Below are 15,395 nucleotides of genomic sequence, written 5' to 3'. Positions count from 1 at the left end.
CCCCCCCCCCCCCCCCCCCCCCCCCCCCCCCCCCCCCCCCCCCCCCCCCCCCCCCCCCCCCCCCCCCCCCCCCCCCCCCCCCCCCCCCCCCGCTGCGCTGTACGGCGGGAGGGGATCAGGCGCCCTTCACCTCGGAGGTGAACCCCACGAGGAACGACTTGAAGCCGCAGCCGACCATGGCCTTCGATCCCGTCGACGTCCACCCGCTGCGGTAAGTGCGGCGGACCACGTGCTCCCGCGCACCCTGCACCGTGTCGCACGTGATCACGGCGCGGTGCACCGCACCGGAGGGGAAGCGCCCCTTGCAGGCGGAGGTGACGTTGGGCCGGCCCAGCCGGTCCATGTCGGCGGTCGCGCGACAGCCTCCGTCCATGCCGCCTGCGGGCGCGGCCGCGGCGATCGGGGCGCCGGACACGCCCAGGGCCAAGGCGGCGGCCACTGCCACGAAGACGGACGTGAGCTGCATGCGGGGCTCCGTTCCTCCGGCGGATTCCGACGTTCCGCTCTGGCCGCCGAAGCTATCCGGCGCAGCGGCGCCGCAACCGCAAAGCCGTGCGCGCCACACCCGTACGGGGGACGTGCACGGCTTCGGTACCTCGTGCCGGTGCGGCTACCGCGTGCCGCGCAGGCGGCGCCACGGGGTGAAGGTGAACACCGCGCCACCGAGCAGGATCACCGTGCCCGCGACCAGGGCGAGGGCCTTGATGCCGCCCTCGTCCTCGGCGCCCGTCTCGGCCAGGCCGCCCGAGGCGGTGGTGGAGCCGGTGGTGGAGCCGGTGGTGGCCGGCGAGCCGGAGCCGCCTTCCTGGGCGGTGGTGTCGAGCTCCAGCGAGACGCCGCTGCTGGCCGCCTTGCAGGGCACGTTGATCGGCGTGGACCCGGGGGCCATCGTGACGTCGATCGTCAGCTGGTCCGGGCTCAGCGTGACCTTGCCGGTCTTGCCGGGCTTGTAGGTGCCCGTCATGTCGCTGAGGCTGACCGGGGCCTTGTCCGGGATCGGCTCCGCGTTGGCCGGGCCGGAGACCTTGACCATGCCGCTGTCGGCGCCGCCGAGCTTGACGTTCATCGAGGGCTTGAGGGCCCCCGCCGGCAGGGCCATCGGGCTGGCCATCGCGCCCTTGGCGGTCTTGACGGTCAGGTCGTAGCTGCCGCCGTTCTTCTTGGCGTTGATCGTGACCGGGGTCTTGATGCCCCCGGGGACGACCGGACCGCAGTCGAAGGCGACCTCGACGGGCTTGCCCGGGAAGTCGGTCTGGCCCCCGCCGCCCCCGCTGGTGGACCCGCCGTTGGTCGAGCCACCGGTCGTGGACCCGCCGTTGGTCGACCCACCGGTCGTGGACCCGCCGTTCGTGGACCCTCCGTTCGTGGACCCTCCGTTCGTCGTACCGCCGCTGGTGCCGGCCGCCACGTCGATGGTGGCCCCGACGCCCACGTCACCCGTGGGTGCGCACTTGGTGACGAAGGTGCCGAAGGGGAAAGTGACCGCGACGTCGTACTTGCCGGGGGTCAGCGTGATCTTGCCCGGTTTGGTGAGTTTCAGCTTCCCCTTCATCGTGGACATCTGCATGGGGGCCTTCTTGGGGATCGGCGGGTTCTTCTTCTCTCCGACGACCTTCAGCTCGCCGCCCCCGCCGCCCACCGTGATCCAGCCGGTGGGCTGGACCGAGTCCTGCGGGATGTCCATCAGGTCCGTGTTGTTCGAGGCCGGCTTCACGGTCTCCCAGGACACGTCGACCTCGTCACCGACCTTCGCCGAGGCCGGAGCGGTGACCTTGGCGGTGGTCTCGCCCTCCACCGGGTCGCCGCCGCCCGCCGGCGGCACGCACTTGACGTTGAACTTGGTCTCGGCCGCCTGGGCGGGAGTGGCCCCGATGGCCATGCCGGCGCCGCCGAGCAGCAGCGCGATCACGGCCGCGCTCACCCTCCGTTGGGTCTTCACAAAGGTCCTTTCGTCGTCGGACTGTTCTCAGACGGTGCGGACGCCTGTGGTGCGTGTGGGGATCTCGGCCCGGGCGCGCTGTCCGGGGTGAACCACGGCAGGACCGCCGTGGTGGTCTGGGGGGAGTCCTGCGCCGCCGCCGGCCCGGCCTCGAAAGCGCCCGGCTCCGGTGCCTGCGCGCCCCGGTGGCGGCCGCCGGCCGGCGCCGTACGCGGCCGGACCTTGTCCACGACGGCCATGCCGAGCCGGAACACCGCGGCCGGGATCACCAGCAGGAGCAGGCCCCAGAACAGCAGCACCCCGTACGGGCGGTCCACGCCCCACGGCTGGGTGGCCACGACCGTGTCGCCGTACTTGAGGGAGACGGTGTAGTCCCCGTGGGCCCCCGCCGCGAGGCTGACGTCCAGCCGGACCTCCGCCTTGCCGCCCGGCGGGATCGTGCCCTTCCACCGGACCTCGTCCCACAACGGTGCGAACACCCCGTGGGCGGTGCCGAGCTGGAAGACCGGGTCCTTGACCGGGGCCGAGCCGAGGTTGCCGACGGTGACCGTGAACGTGCGGCCGGGCGGGGCGCCGAACCACGTCAGCACCCCGTCCTCGCCCTCGAGCCGCACCCCGGTGAGCATCGCCAGGCGCGCCGTGCCGGACTCGGTCGGCAGCTCGGCCACCGGGTGGTCGGTGATCTTCAGGGGCGCGGCGACGGTGGACTGGTCCCCGTTGACGGAGGTGACGTTCACGACGCAGGGGCACGGCTTGGGCGGTGCCACCACGGGCAGCCGGGCGGTGAAGTGCCCGTCGTCGCCGACCGAGACCGCGGTTCCGTCGGCGTTGGCACAGCTGTTGGTGCCGCCGATCATGTTCTGCCCGCAGACCAGCAGCATCACCAGGGTCTTCGCCCGCCAGCCGGTGCCGGTGACGGTGATCTCCGTGCCCTTGGCGGCCTCCTGGAGCGAGAGCGCCACGGCGGGCTTGCCCTCGGCGGCCACCGCGGCCGGGGCCGGGAGCAGGACCAGGGCGCACACCGCCAGCCCCGCCGCGAGCAGGGCCCCCATCCTGCCGCGGACCGTTCCGCCGACCTTGGCGCTCACCTGGATGCTCCCGTCAGCTCGTGTTCCGGTGCCCGGTTCCCCGCGGGTACGGGCTCCTCGTACGCCGGCGGCTCCCTGCGGCTGCGCCGGCTGCGTACGAGGAGCAGCGCGGCCGCGGTGACCCCGCCGAGGCCGAGCAGGCCGGCGCCCGTCCAGGCCGCGACCCCCCAGGGCACGAACCGCGCGGAGGCGGTGGCGGTGGCCGGGGCCGCGCCGGGGGCGGTGACCGTGAGGGTGAGGGCGACGTCGTCGAGGACCGGGGCGCCGGGCCAGGGCTCGGTCAGCGACACCCGCTGGCCGGGGAGCAGCTCCACCGGCAGGGCGCGGGCGGGCCGGCCCGGGACGTCGCCGAAGAGTCCCTCGGCGCGCAGGGCCAGTTCGGGGACGAGGGCCACGTTGCCGCGGTTGACCAGCGTGTACGCGATCACCGCGCGGGCGCCCTTGCCGCGTACGGAGACGTCCTCGACGGTGAGGGCGGCCAGCGTCGGGCCGCCGACGCGCAGGTCGACCCGTACGCCCACCTCGCGGCCGTCCTCGGTGGCGACCACGGCGGCCGGGTGGTCGCCGGGGAGGGCGGCGGGCGGCAGGGTGACGGTGAAGGGGACCACCGCGCGGGTGCGGGGCGGGATCTTCACGGTGGCGGCGGCCCCGAAGCTGATCCAGGACCCGGCGCCGGCCGATTCCTGTTCGGGGCGTACGGCGAAGGCGCCGCCCGCCGTGTTGTAGGCGTCGGCCCCGCGCAGGGTGACGGTGCGCTCCCGGTCGGAGGTGTTGGCCAGGGCCAGCCGGTCCTCCAGGACGGTGCCGGCGGGGCCCGCGAGGTAGAAGGACGGCCGGGCCGCCGCGGCGCCGCCCGCGGCGGGCTCGGCGGTCCAGCCGGGCTCGTCCGCGGCGGCCCCCGCCGCGGACCCGTACAGCAGGGCCGCGGCGAGCAGCGCGAGACACAGGCGCCGGACGGAACCGGGGGTGTGGAGCACGGGCATGGCCGGGGGTGCTCCGTTCAGGACCGGGCCCGCTGGCCGCGCCGGGTCAGCCAGAGCACACCGGCGGCGCCGGTGAGCAGCACGGTGCCGCCGAGGGTGCCGAGGGCGAGGGCGGAGTCGGTGGGTCCGGTCTGCGGGAGGGTGTCTTCCGGGGTGCCCCCGGATCCCCCGGACGACCCGGCGCCCGTCACCTCCAGCTCCAGGGACGGCTTGGGGCTGTTGCCGGGGGTGCAGGTGGTGGTGGTCCCCAGCGCCTTGATGGTGAGCACGCCCGCGGTGAAGGTGACCTTGCCGCTCTTCTTGGGCGTGTAGGTGCCCGAAAGGTCGGTGATCTTGATGGGGGTGTTGGCGGGCACCGCCTCGGGGTTGGGCGCTCCCGACACCGGCACGGACACCTTCTCCGCGCCGTCGGCCATGATGACGGCGCTGGGGCTCATCGCGCCCTTGCCGAGTTCGACGGGGCTGGACGAGACGCCCTTCTGGAAGGTCATCGTCAGCTTGTAGCCGTCGCCCTCCTTGACGGCCTTGATGTCGATGGGCGACACCGCCGACTTGTCCCCGATGGGGGTCTTGCAGTCGTACGCGACGTCGACGACGTCCGCGTGGGCTGCGGGGGCGGCCAGCAGGACCGCCGTTCCGGCCAGCGCGGAGGCCAGCGCAAGCGCGGTGGAGCGTTTCCGGTCGGTCACCTTCGTCTTCCCCTCGGGCCACAAGTTACTGACGACACATCAGATTGGTGGCTCAAGGTACGCCCGGGACCTTACGGAGGGAAGACACAGGACAGGCCTGGATCCACGGCCTTTCGGCCGCCTGGATTCAGGCCATGTCCGGGTGTGCCGACGGTGGTTCAGGCAGCGCGGACGCCCCGCTGCCAGACGGCGGAGACGAGCGGGACACCGGGACGGTAGGCCAGGTGGACGTGGCTCGGGGCCTCCAGGAGGGCGAGGTCGGCGCGGGCTCCGGGGGCGATCCGGCCGATGTCGGTGCGGCGCAGCGCCCGCGCGCCACCGGCGGTGGCGGACCAGAGCGCCTCGTCCGGGGTCATCCGCATGTCCCGGACCGCGAGCGCGATGCAGAACGGCACGGAACTCGTGTACGAGGAGCCCGGGTTGCAGTCCGTGGACAGTGCGACGGTGGCGCCCGCGTCGATGAGGCGGCGGGCGTCGGGCCACTGGGCGCGGGTGGAGAACTCGGCGCCGGGCAGCAGCGTCGCGACGGTGGTGCCCGCGGCCTGTACGAGGGCGTCGACGTCGGCATCGGTGAGGTGGGTGCAGTGGTCGGCGGAGGCGGCCTCCAGCTCGACGGCGAGCTGCACGCCGGGTCCGTAGGACAGCTGGTTGGCGTGCACGCGCGGGATCAGGCCGGCGGCGGCGCCGGCGGTGAGGATCGCGCGGGCCTGGTCGCCGTCGAAGGCGCCCTTCTCGCAGAACACGTCCACCCAGCGGGCGTACGGGGCGCAGGCCGCCAGCATCTCGCCGGTGACGAGGTCGACGTATCCGGCCGGGTCCTCGGCGTAGTCGGGGGACACGATGTGCGCGCCGAGGTAGGTGACCTCCTCGGTGTGCGCGGCGGCGATGCGCAGGGCGCGGGCCTCGTCCTCGACCGTGAGGCCGTAACCGGACTTGGTCTCGAACGTGGTGGTGCCCTGGCGGCGGGCCTCGTCGAGGTGGCGCAGCAGGTTGGCCTCGAGCTCGGCGTCGGTGGCGGCGCGGGTGGCGGCGACGGTGGTGCGGATGCCGCCGGCGGAGTAGCTGCGCCCGGACATCCGGGCGTTGAACTCGGCGGTGCGGTCGCCCGCGAAGACGAGGTGCGAGTGGGAGTCGACGAAGCCGGGGATCAGGGCACGACCCTGCGCGTCGAAGGCCGCGTCGGCGGCCGGGGCCTTGTCGGCGGGGCCGACCCAGGCGACGGTCTCGCCGTCGATGACGACGGCCGCGTCCTGGACGAGGCCGAGGGGGCTGCCGTCGCCGAGGGCGGGGTCGTTGGTGACGAGGCTGCCGATGTTGGTGACGAGGGTGGTGGTCATGGTTCCCTTCGGGTTCGTGCGCACGGGCGCTCGAACGCCGCGCGGGCTGGATTTGCTCCGCAAGTCCGGCCCGCGCGGCGTTTGAAGCGTCAGCCTCTGAGGGCGGCGATGGACTCGGACAGCGCGGACGGGACGTCCGGGACGAGGGCGTGCGCGCCGTCGCGGACGATGTGGCGGCCGCCGACCACCGTGTGGCGGACGTCCGAGGCCGTCGCCGCGAAGACGGCCGTCTCCGCGCCCAGCCTCGGCAGCGGCCCCGCCGTACGGACGGAGTCCAGGGCGATCGTGGTGAAGTCCGCGAGCGCACCCGCCTCCAGGCGCCCCGCGTCGGGCAGGCCAAGGGCCGCATGGCCGTCGGCGGTGGCCGCCGTCAACAGCGCGTTCGCCGTCCAGTGGCCCCGCGTCCGGCTGTGCAGGCGCTCGTTGAGCTCCATCGCCCGCGCCTCTTCCAGCAGGTCGATCACCGCATGGCTGTCGCTGCCGAGCGAGAGCGGGCTGCCCGCGCGCTGGAGCCGGCCGGCCGGGCCGATGCCGTCGGCGAGGTCCCGCTCGGTGGTGGGGCACATGCACGTACCCGTGGTCGTCCCGCCCAGCAGCGCGATGTCCACGTCCGTCAGGTGCGTGTTGTGGACGCCGGTGGTCCGCGGACCGAGCACCCCGTGGTCGGCCAGGAGCTGGGTCGGGGTACGCCCGTGCGCGGCCTGGCAGGCGTCGTTCTCGGCGGTCTGCTCGGAGAGGTGGACGTGCAGCGGCGCCTGCCGCTCCTCGGCCCAGCGGGCGACGGTGGCCAGCTGCGCGGCCGGTACGGCGCGCACGGAGTGGATCGCCGCGCCGATCACGGCGTGCTCGCGGGGCTTGAGGGCGCTGACGCGCTCGGCCCAGGCGTCGGCCGTCCCGTCGGAGAACCGCAGCTGGTGGGGGTTCGGCGCCTGGCCGAAGCCGGACGACAGGTACGCCGTGTCGAGCAGCGCGATCCGGATGCCCGCCTCGGCGGCCGCCTCGATCAGCGCCTCGCCCATGGCGTTGGGGTCCGCGTACGGGGCGCCGCCGGGCGCGTGGTGGACGTAGTGGAACTCGCCGACGTTGGTGATGCCGGCCAGCGCCATCTCGGCGTACACCGCGCGCGCGAGCGCGAAGTACGTGTCGGGGGTGAGGTTCTGGGCGACCTGGTACATGAACTCGCGCCAGGTCCAGAAGGTCCCGGAGCCCACCTGCACCAGCGAGCGCAGCGCCCGGTGGAAGGCGTGGCTGTGGGCGTTGGCCAGCCCGGGGACGGTCAGGCCGCGCAGCACCTCGGCCCCCGGCGGCGGGGCGTCCACCCCGGTCCGCAGGGCCGCGATCCGCCCGTCGGCGCCCGCCTCGAGGGCAACGCCCGGCTCGACGTGGGTGCCGAGCCAGGCGTGTTCCAACCAGTACGTCTTCAACGGCACGCGAGTCCTTCCAGTACGTCGGCCAGGGCCAGGACACCGGCCACGCAGTCGTCCTCGGGGGCGAACTCCTTCGGCGAGTGGGAGACGCCGGTCGGGTTCCGTACGAACAGCATCGCGGTCGGCACGGCCGCGGAGAGGATTCCGGCGTCGTGTCCCGCCCCGGTACCGAGGACGGGAACGGCCCCGCCGAGGATCCGGTTCATCTCGTCGCGCAGCGCGTGCTCGAACTCGACGACCGGGGTGAAGGACTCCCGGACGATCGCCAGGTCGATGCCGTCCTGGTCGGCGCGCTCGCGGGCGGCCTTCTCGATGGCGGTGACCACCCCGTCGAGGGTGGCCTGGTCGGCGGCGCGGGAGTCGAGCCAGCCGCGGACGAGGGACGGGATGGCGTTGACCCCGTTCGGCTCGACGGCGATCTTGCCGAAGGTCGCGACGGCACCGGCGAGGGCCGCCTCCGTACGGGCGGCCAGGACGGTCGCCGCGTACGTGAGCATCGGGTCGCGCCGGTCCACGAGGCGGGTGGTGCCGGCGTGGTTGGCCTCGCCGTGGAAGTCGAACCGCCAGCGGCCGTGCGGCCAGATCGCGGAGGCGATGCCGACGGCGTCGCCGGACAGGTCCAGCGCCCGGCCCTGCTCGACGTGGAGTTCGACGAAGGCGCCGATGCGGGCGAGGCGCTCCGGGTCGGCCCCGATGGTGTCGGGGTCGTACCCGGCGGCCTCCATGGCCCGGGGCAGGCTGATCCCGTCGGCGTCGCGGAGCTCGTACGCCTTCTCCTTGGTCAGCTGCCCGGCGGCGAGCCGGGAGCCGACGCAGGCGAGGCCGAAGCGGGCCCCTTCCTCGTCACCGAAGTTGGTGATGGCCAGGGGCCTGGCGAACTCCGCGCCCCTCCTGCGGAGTTCGTCCAGGGCCGCGAAGGAGGACACCACGCCGAGGGGGCCGTCGAAGGCGCCGCCGTCGGGCACGGAGTCCAGGTGGGAGCCGGTGACGACGGCGTCACCGGCGAGGGGGTCGCCGAGCCAGGCCCACTGGTTGCCGTTGCGGTCGGTCTCGTACGCGAGGCCGCGGGCCTCCGCCTGCGCCTGGAACCAGGTCCGGCAGTCGGCGTCGGCACCGGTCCACGCGTAGCGGCGGTATCCGCCGGAGTCGGCGTGGCGGCCGATGGGGGCGAGCTCGTTCCACATGCCGTGGAACGAGGCCGCCCCTGCGGGGTTGTCGCTCACGCGTCGTCGCCCTCGCGCATGGGGACGCGGACGCCGCGCTCGTCGGCCACCGACTCGGCGATGTCGTAGCCCGCGTCGACGTGGCGGATGACGCCCATGCCCGGGTCGTTGGTGAGGACGCGGCGGATCTTCTCGCCCGCGAGCTTGGTGCCGTCGGCGACGGTGACCTGGCCCGCGTGGATCGAGCGGCCCATGCCGACGCCGCCGCCGTGGTGGATCGAGACCCAGGAGGCGCCGGAGGCGACGTTGACCATGGCGTTGAGCAGCGGCCAGTCGGCGATCGCGTCGGAGCCGTCGAGCATGGCCTCGGTCTCGCGGTACGGGGAGGCCACGGAACCGCAGTCGAGGTGGTCGCGGCCGATGGCCAGCGGGGCGGCGAGGGTGCCGTCGGCCACCATCTCGTTGAAGCGCTCGCCGGCTTTGTCGCGCTCGCCGTAGCCGAGCCAGCAGATGCGCGCCGGCAGGCCCTGGAAGTGGACGCGCTCGCCGGCCATCTTGATCCAGCGGTGCAGCGACTCGTTCTCCGGGAAGAGCTCGAGCATCGCCTTGTCGGTCTTGTGGATGTCCGAGGCCTCGCCGGACAGGGCCGCCCAGCGGAACGGGCCCTTGCCCTCGCAGAACAGCGGGCGGATGTACGCCGGGACGAAGCCGGGGAAGGCGAACGCGCGGTCGTAGCCGGCCAGCTGGGCCTCGCCGCGGATGGAGTTGCCGTAGTCGAAGACCTCGGAGCCGGCGTCCATGAAGCCGACCATGGCCTCGACGTGCTTCGCCATGGACTCGCGGGCCCGCGTGGTGAAGCCGGCCGGGTCCTTGGCCGCGTACGCCGCCATGTCGTCGAAGTCGACGCCCACGGGGAGGTACGCGAGCGGGTCGTGGGCGGAGGTCTGGTCCGTCACGATGTCGATCGGGGCGCCCTCGGCGAGCATCTGCGGGAGCAGCTCGGCGGCGTTGCCGAGGAGGCCGATGGAGAGCGGCTTGCGGGCGTCGCGGGCTTCGACGGCCAGCTGGAGGGCGTGCCGCAGGTTGTCGGCCTTCACGTCCAGGTAGCGGTGCTCGATGCGGCGCTCGATGGCGCGCGGGTCGACGTCGATGCAGATCGCGACGCCGTCGTTCATCGTCACGGCCAGCGGCTGGGCGCCGCCCATGCCGCCGAGGCCGGCGGTCAGGGTGATGGTGCCCGCGAGGGTGCCGTTGAACTTCTTGGCGGCGACGGCCGCGAAGGTCTCGTACGTGCCCTGCAGGATGCCCTGGGTGCCGATGTAGATCCAGGAGCCGGCCGTCATCTGGCCGTACATGGTCAGGCCGAGGTGCTCCAGGCGGCGGAACTCCTCCCAGTTGGCCCAGTCGCCGACCAGGTTGGAGTTGGCGAGCAGGACGCGCGGCGCCCACTCGTGGGTCTGCATCACGCCGACCGGGCGGCCGGACTGGACGAGCATCGTCTCGTCCTGCTTGAGGGTGCGCAGGGTGCGGACCATCGCGTCGAAGGAGCGCCAGTCGCGCGCCGCCTTGCCGGTGCCGCCGTAGACGACGAGCTTGTCGGGGTGCTCGGCGACCTCGGGGTCGAGGTTGTTCTGCAGCATCCGGAGGGCGGCTTCCTGCTGCCATCCCAGGGTGCTGAGCTCGGTGCCTCGCGCAGCACGTACGGGGCGGGGTCCTGACATGGCGGTGCCTCCTCCGATGTTGGTCAATCTATTCACATCCTGACTTCCTGAATAGATTCAGTCAACAGCTGCGGGCCGACCCGCCGGATGATTGGCTGACGGAATGGCTCTCGAGACGCACACGGCGGCGGGCGCGGCGGATGCCGCGGCGCGCCGGGACCTGGCGGTACGGGCCGCGGTCGAGCAGGGTCTGGTGGGCGGGGCGGACGCCGCGGAGCCCCTGGTCTGCCTGCTGGACGTGACCGGGATCCGATCCTCCGCCGCCGCCCTGACCAGCGCCTTCGCGGCCGCGCTGGCGCCCGGCACCCCCGTCCTGCACGCCTTCGCGGTGAAGGCGTGCCCGCTCGTGCCGGTGCTGCGGCTGCTCGCGGACTGCGGCCTCGGCTGCGAGGTCGCGAGCCCCGGCGAGCTGGCGCTGGCCCGGGCGGCCGGGGTGGAGCCGGAGCGGACGGTTCTGGACTCCCCCGCCAAGACGGTGGCCGAGCTGCGCGAGGCGCTGGCGCTCGGGATCGCCGTCAACGCCGACAACCGGCAGGAACTGGAACGCCTGGACGCGCTGGTCGCCGAGGCCCCCACGGCGGCCCCTCTGGGGATCCGGATCAACCCGCAGACGGGCGCGGGCACCATCGACGCCCTCTCCACGGCCACCGCGACGTCGAAGTTCGGGATCGCGCTGCGGGACCCGGGGGCGCGCGAGTGGCTCGTACGGGCCTTCCTGGACCGGCCGTGGCTGACCCGGCTGCACACCCACTCGGGCTCCCAGGGCGTGCCCCTCCCCCTGATCGCGGAAGGGGTCCGCGCCCTCCACTCCCTGGCGGAGGAGATCAACGCGGCGGCCGGGCGGCGCCAGGTCGACACCCTCGACATCGGCGGGGGCCTGCCCGTGAACTTCGCGTCGGACGCCGAGAGCCCGACGTACGCGCAGTACGTGGCGGCCCTCCGCGAGGCCGTCCCGGCCCTCTTCTCGGGGCGCTACGGCCTGGTGACGGAGTTCGGCAGGTCGCTGCTGGCCAAGCACGGCCTGGCGCTCTCCCGGGTCGAGTACACGAAGACCACCGGGGGCCGCCCGATCGCCCTCACGCACGCCGGGGTCCAGCTGGCGACCCGTACGGTCTACGCACCGGCGGCATGGCCGCTGCGGATCCTGCCGTACGACGCGAAGGGCACCCCGAAGACGGGCCCGCCGGTCGCCCAGGACGTCGCGGGCCCGGCATGCTTCGCGGGCGACCTGCTGGCCACGGCCCGGGAGCTGCCGGAACTGGCCCCGGGGGACCTGATCGCGATCCCGGACACGGGCGCGTACTTCTTCACGGCCCACTACGGCTACAACAGCCTCCCGCGCCCGCCGGTCCACGGCTTCACGACGACCCGGGCAGGGGCGGTCAGCTTCGCCCTGGCCCGCCCGGCCCAGTCGGCGGCCTCGATCGTGACGGAGGCGGGGGGCGCCTTCGGGGAGGCCCTGGTCCGGGCGGACGGCTGACCGGCGGCGGGGATGCGGGGTGGTGTGGGGTGGTGTGGGGTGGCCGTCGCCCCTGCGACATGGGTGCGGCTACCAAATCAGCCGAAATCCGTCAAGTCACGAATTGCAGGGTCATGACGCGATCCGGCCGTCGGGGCTTACTGGATACACGGGCTCACGCACAACCGGTGACCCACTCCCCCTCCCTCCTCTGGAAGGCCTCCCATGTCTCTCACCTCCCGCACCCTGCGTCTCGCGCTGCTCACCGCCTCGACCTCGCTGGCCGCCGGAGGCGTACTGCTCCCCACCGGCGCGTTCGCCGCCCCGGCGACGCCGCAGGCGATCACCCACCCGGCCGACCGCGGCAGCCACGAGCACAAGGACCGCCAGGGCGAGGACAAGAACAACGACAAGGTCCCGTCCGACGAGAACCCTGCCGGCGAGGGCGAGACTCCCTCCAAGCCGGCGGACTCCGAGTCCGGTGTGGTTCCGGAGAGCTACTGCAACGACCCGAAGGCGGCCCCGGGGCTGTGCGTCGACGGCAAGCCCCTGCCGAAGGGCGACAACACCGTCAAGGTCCCGATGGGATCGCAGCTGTGCCTCGGAGTCGACACTCCCGAGCAGTGCGCGGCGAGGCAGCCCAAGCCCCCCGTACAGGGCGGCACGGGCAGCTCCACCATCGAGCTCGCGGTCTGACCCGACGTTCCCCCCAGAACACACGAAGGGCGCGGCTCCGCCAGGAGCCGCGCCCCTTCCGCCGCTGCGCGGGGCCCGCGGGCGCAGCCGGCGGGGCCCGCGCAGCGGGTCGGGGAACGCGGGTCGGCGGCTTCGGGGGTCGGCGGCCAACTCAGCGGGATCAGGGAGGGTTTGGGGGTTTCCCGTCAGTCCCATAGTCCTTCCGGTGCGTGCCGGTCCCTCAAGGGCGCTCCCTGCGGTCGCGTCGCTACGCGATGGCCTGCGGCCACCCTTGACCGACCGTCCCACCCCGGAAAGACAAGGACTGTCGGGAAGCCCCCAAAAGAACGGTCACCTGGGACAGATCGACATGCGGGCCCGTCAGCAATGCAGGGCCCCGGTCCTAGGTGTCCGGATCCCCCCACGGGGCCCATAGGCAGGCCCGTTCCGTGTCGGGGCCCGGTCTACCCGCACCAGACAGCGGCCAGACCATGGTCGGGGGCCGGGGCGCGTCAGATCGCTACGCGCTCCTCATCTCTCGGCGTCCGACGGCCGCCCTCGGCCGGACACAGACGTCCACGATCGCCACAGTGGCCGGTTTGCCCCGATTTGGCGACGGGTTGGAGGCTGTGGGGCGTCTTGACGGAGTGAGAGGCCAAAAAATCCGGCACCAGACTCCGTCAGCCCGTCTGCACGCCCGAAAAGAGCCCCTGCCGCCCGACACACGGCAACAGACGGCGGTCGGGCGCCGTCATGGAGAAGCGCGTAGCGATCGTGGGCGGTCCATGTCCAGCCCTGGACGGCCGTCGGACGCCTGATCGAGGAGCGCGTAGCGATCTGATGCGCATCCCCGCTTCCGACCATGCTCTGGTCGCTGTCTGGTGCGGGTTGACCGGGCCCGACCCGGAACGGGCCTGCCTATGGGCCCCGTGGGGGGATCCGGACACCCGGGGACCGGGGCCCTGCATCGCTGATGGCCCGGGCCCGAAGCAGGAAGCAAGGTGACCGTTCTTTTGGGGGCTTCCCGACAGTCCTTGTCTTTCCGGGGTGGGACGGTCGGTCAAGGGTGGCCGCAGGCCATCGCGTAGCGACGCGACGAAGGAGCGCCCTTGACGGGGCGGCCCGCACCGGAAGGACTATGGGACTGGCGGGAAACCCCCAAACCCTCCCTGATCCCGCTCAGTTGGACGCCGCCCCCCGAAGCCCCCGACCCGCCCCGCCGGCCCCGGCCGACGGAACCCATACCCTTCGGCCCCCCGCCCGGCAGCACGTCGCCGATCCGGGTCGCCCCCGTGGGAGGCGGCAGGTGGGCGACCGCCGCCGGGGGGTGGGGGTGGGAGGGGGGCGAAGGCCCCGCCCCGGCAGAGCCCCTACTCCACGAACAACCCCCGCGCCGCCGCCCGCGCGTCGAAGGCCTCCAGGCGGGCCTGGGCGTCCGGGAGGGCGTCCGCCATCGCCTCCAGGAGGACCCGGCCCAGCAGCATCGGTGCGCACGCCGTGTCGAAGGCCAGTCCCGTCCCGACCGGCGCCGGGATCAGCAGGTCCGAGGAGCGGGCCACCGGGGCGAACGCCGAGTCCGCGACCGTCACGACCTTCAGCCCGGCCTCCCGCGCGTGATCCAGGGCCTCCGCCACCTCCCGCGGATGCCTCGGCAGCGCGAAGCACAGCAGCGCCGAGGCCCCGGCCCCGGCGGCCGCGTCGATCCGGTCGGCGAGCATCGAGCCGCCCTCGTCGAGGAGCCGTACGTCCGGATGCACCTTGGCGGCGAAGTACGCGAACCCGCGCGCCTGCGAGGACGCCGCCCTCAGCCCGAGCACGGGCAGCGGCCTGGACGCGGCGAGCACCCGGCCCGCCTCCTCGACCGGCGAGGGGTCGGCGAGCATCGCCGACAGCTGCCGCAGGTTCTCGATCTCGCCCTGTACGGCCTGCTGGTACTCGTTGTACGCGTCCTCCTGCGCGGCCTCGGCGCGCTCGGCGGGAGCCACCTCGCGCAGGTGCCGGCGCAGCGCCGGATACCCGTCGAAGCCGAGCGCCACCGCGAAGCGGGTCACCGAGGGCTGGCTCACCCCGGCCAGCTCGGCGAGCTCCACGCTCGACAGGAACGGCACGTCCGCCGCACCCCGGACCATGCAGTGGGCGATCCGCCGCTGGGTGGGCGTCAGCCGGTGCCCCTCGAACAGCTTCTGCAGCCGCGCTGCCGGGCTGTCGCTCATCCCGACCCCTCCGTCCCCATGATTATTCAGTCACCGAGCACTCTGCATGCGGTTATGCAGGACGGCAAGCCGCGGACCGCTCCGCGAGACGACCAGGGAAGAGGGTGCCCGGGGATACGGGGGCTACCCCCAGTGCCGGGGCAGGCGCCCGTTCCTACGCTGGGCGCATGGAGTCCCAGGAGCTGAAGAAGGAACTCGACGCGACGTTGGACGCCCGGCGCGAACTGGGGCCGGACTACGAGGCCGCGCTCGTGGACTCCTTCGTGGAGAAGGTCGACACCCAGGTCCGGCGCCGGCTGGCCGAGGAACGCCTGGCCGCCGTCCGCGGGGACAAGAGCGGCGGCGCGCCGTCGCCGCTGGACGGCAACTTCGGCGAACGCTTCGGCTTCGCGATCATCACGCTGGTCCTGGCGATCCCGCTGTCGGCCATCGGCGCCACGCAGGCGGGGTTCAAGGGCCTGCTGGTGGCGTGGGCGGGCGTCGTCGGCGTGAACTTCGTCCACGCAACCAAATCCTTCCGCCACCGCCCCTGACCGCCGCGCGGCCCCCACCACTGCACGGCGCGAGCGAGCCGAAGGGGCGCGCCTGGGGAACAGGGACGAGCGCGCGGAGAAAACGCGAGGAACGAGCGTTTTCGAGCACGTACGACCCTGTGAGTCAGGCACGAGCGCCCCGGAGGCGAGCCGCGCCCGAAAAAGAGG

At 73.5% G+C, this 15,395-nt stretch carries 13 protein-coding genes; 3 read left to right on the top strand and 10 right to left on the bottom strand.

The features are described 5' to 3' along the window. Positions 1-115 precede the first annotated feature (115 nt). The 9 genes from ACZ49B_RS35675 to hutU form a co-directional block, all read right to left on the bottom strand. The gene (locus ACZ49B_RS35675; RefSeq protein WP_468314480.1) at positions 116-466 is read right to left on the bottom strand and encodes a hypothetical protein; all 351 of its coding nucleotides are present in this window, start codon (positions 464-466) and stop codon (positions 116-118) included. A 144-nt stretch (positions 467-610) separates the two neighbouring features. Then, the gene (locus ACZ49B_RS35670; RefSeq protein ID WP_468314477.1) at positions 611-1,921 is read right to left on the bottom strand and encodes a hypothetical protein; all 1,311 of its coding nucleotides are present in this window, start codon (positions 1,919-1,921) and stop codon (positions 611-613) included. Positions 1,922-1,935: 14 nt separating this feature from the next. Further along, on the bottom strand, positions 1,936-2,991 hold the full coding sequence (locus ACZ49B_RS35665; protein WP_468314494.1) for a hypothetical protein: 1,056 nt from the start codon (positions 2,989-2,991) through the stop codon (positions 1,936-1,938). A 32-nt stretch (positions 2,992-3,023) separates the two neighbouring features. Then, complete coding sequence (locus ACZ49B_RS35660) at positions 3,024-4,010, bottom strand: COG1470 family protein (RefSeq protein ID WP_468314474.1); 987 nt, start codon at positions 4,008-4,010, stop codon at positions 3,024-3,026. A gap of 17 nt (positions 4,011-4,027) precedes the next feature. Further along, the gene (locus ACZ49B_RS35655; protein ID WP_468314471.1) at positions 4,028-4,699 is read right to left on the bottom strand and encodes an LPXTG cell wall anchor domain-containing protein; all 672 of its coding nucleotides are present in this window, start codon (positions 4,697-4,699) and stop codon (positions 4,028-4,030) included. A 158-nt stretch (positions 4,700-4,857) separates the two neighbouring features. Next, on the bottom strand, positions 4,858-6,036 hold the full coding sequence (hutI, locus tag ACZ49B_RS35650; protein WP_468314468.1) for an imidazolonepropionase: 1,179 nt from the start codon (positions 6,034-6,036) through the stop codon (positions 4,858-4,860). Positions 6,037-6,125: 89 nt separating this feature from the next. Continuing rightward, entirely contained in the window at positions 6,126-7,466 is a 1,341-nt protein-coding gene (locus ACZ49B_RS35645) for a formimidoylglutamate deiminase (RefSeq protein WP_468314465.1), read from the bottom strand. Continuing rightward, positions 7,457-8,647 carry an allantoate amidohydrolase gene (locus ACZ49B_RS35640; protein WP_468314491.1) on the bottom strand — a complete coding sequence of 397 codons (1,191 nt, stop codon included), beginning with the start codon at positions 8,645-8,647 and terminating at the stop codon, positions 7,457-7,459. The genes ACZ49B_RS35645 and ACZ49B_RS35640 overlap by 10 nt, the downstream gene beginning before the upstream one ends. 35 nt (positions 8,648-8,682) lie before the next feature. Beyond that, positions 8,683-10,347, bottom strand: a complete 1,665-nt coding sequence (gene hutU / locus ACZ49B_RS35635) for a urocanate hydratase (RefSeq protein WP_030296944.1) — start codon at positions 10,345-10,347, stop codon at positions 8,683-8,685. 103 nt (positions 10,348-10,450) lie between these two features. On the opposite strand from hutU, the gene ACZ49B_RS35630 reads away from it, so the two are divergent. Together ACZ49B_RS35630 and ACZ49B_RS35625 are read left to right on the top strand one after the other, a co-directional pair. Continuing rightward, positions 10,451-11,827 (top strand): type III PLP-dependent enzyme domain-containing protein, encoded by a 1,377-nt coding sequence (locus tag ACZ49B_RS35630; RefSeq protein WP_468314462.1) that lies wholly within the window; start codon positions 10,451-10,453, stop codon positions 11,825-11,827. Positions 11,828-12,031: 204 nt separating this feature from the next. Further along, on the top strand, positions 12,032-12,502 hold the full coding sequence (locus ACZ49B_RS35625) for a hypothetical protein (protein WP_468314460.1): 471 nt from the start codon (positions 12,032-12,034) through the stop codon (positions 12,500-12,502). A 1,349-nt stretch (positions 12,503-13,851) separates the two neighbouring features. Here the strand turns inward: ACZ49B_RS35625 and ACZ49B_RS35620 are convergent. Continuing rightward, positions 13,852-14,694, bottom strand: coding sequence for a MurR/RpiR family transcriptional regulator (locus tag ACZ49B_RS35620; protein ID WP_468314457.1), 843 nt, complete (start codon positions 14,692-14,694; stop codon positions 13,852-13,854). A gap of 167 nt (positions 14,695-14,861) precedes the next feature. Between ACZ49B_RS35620 and ACZ49B_RS35615 the strand changes: the two genes are divergently transcribed. Then, on the top strand, positions 14,862-15,227 hold the full coding sequence (locus tag ACZ49B_RS35615) for a hypothetical protein (protein WP_468314454.1): 366 nt from the start codon (positions 14,862-14,864) through the stop codon (positions 15,225-15,227). Positions 15,228-15,395 lie beyond the last annotated feature (168 nt).

The sequence above is a fragment of the Streptomyces sp. NPDC031132 genome (genome assembly GCF_055570595.1).
This window is presented reverse-complemented; position numbering and strand designations above follow the sequence as displayed.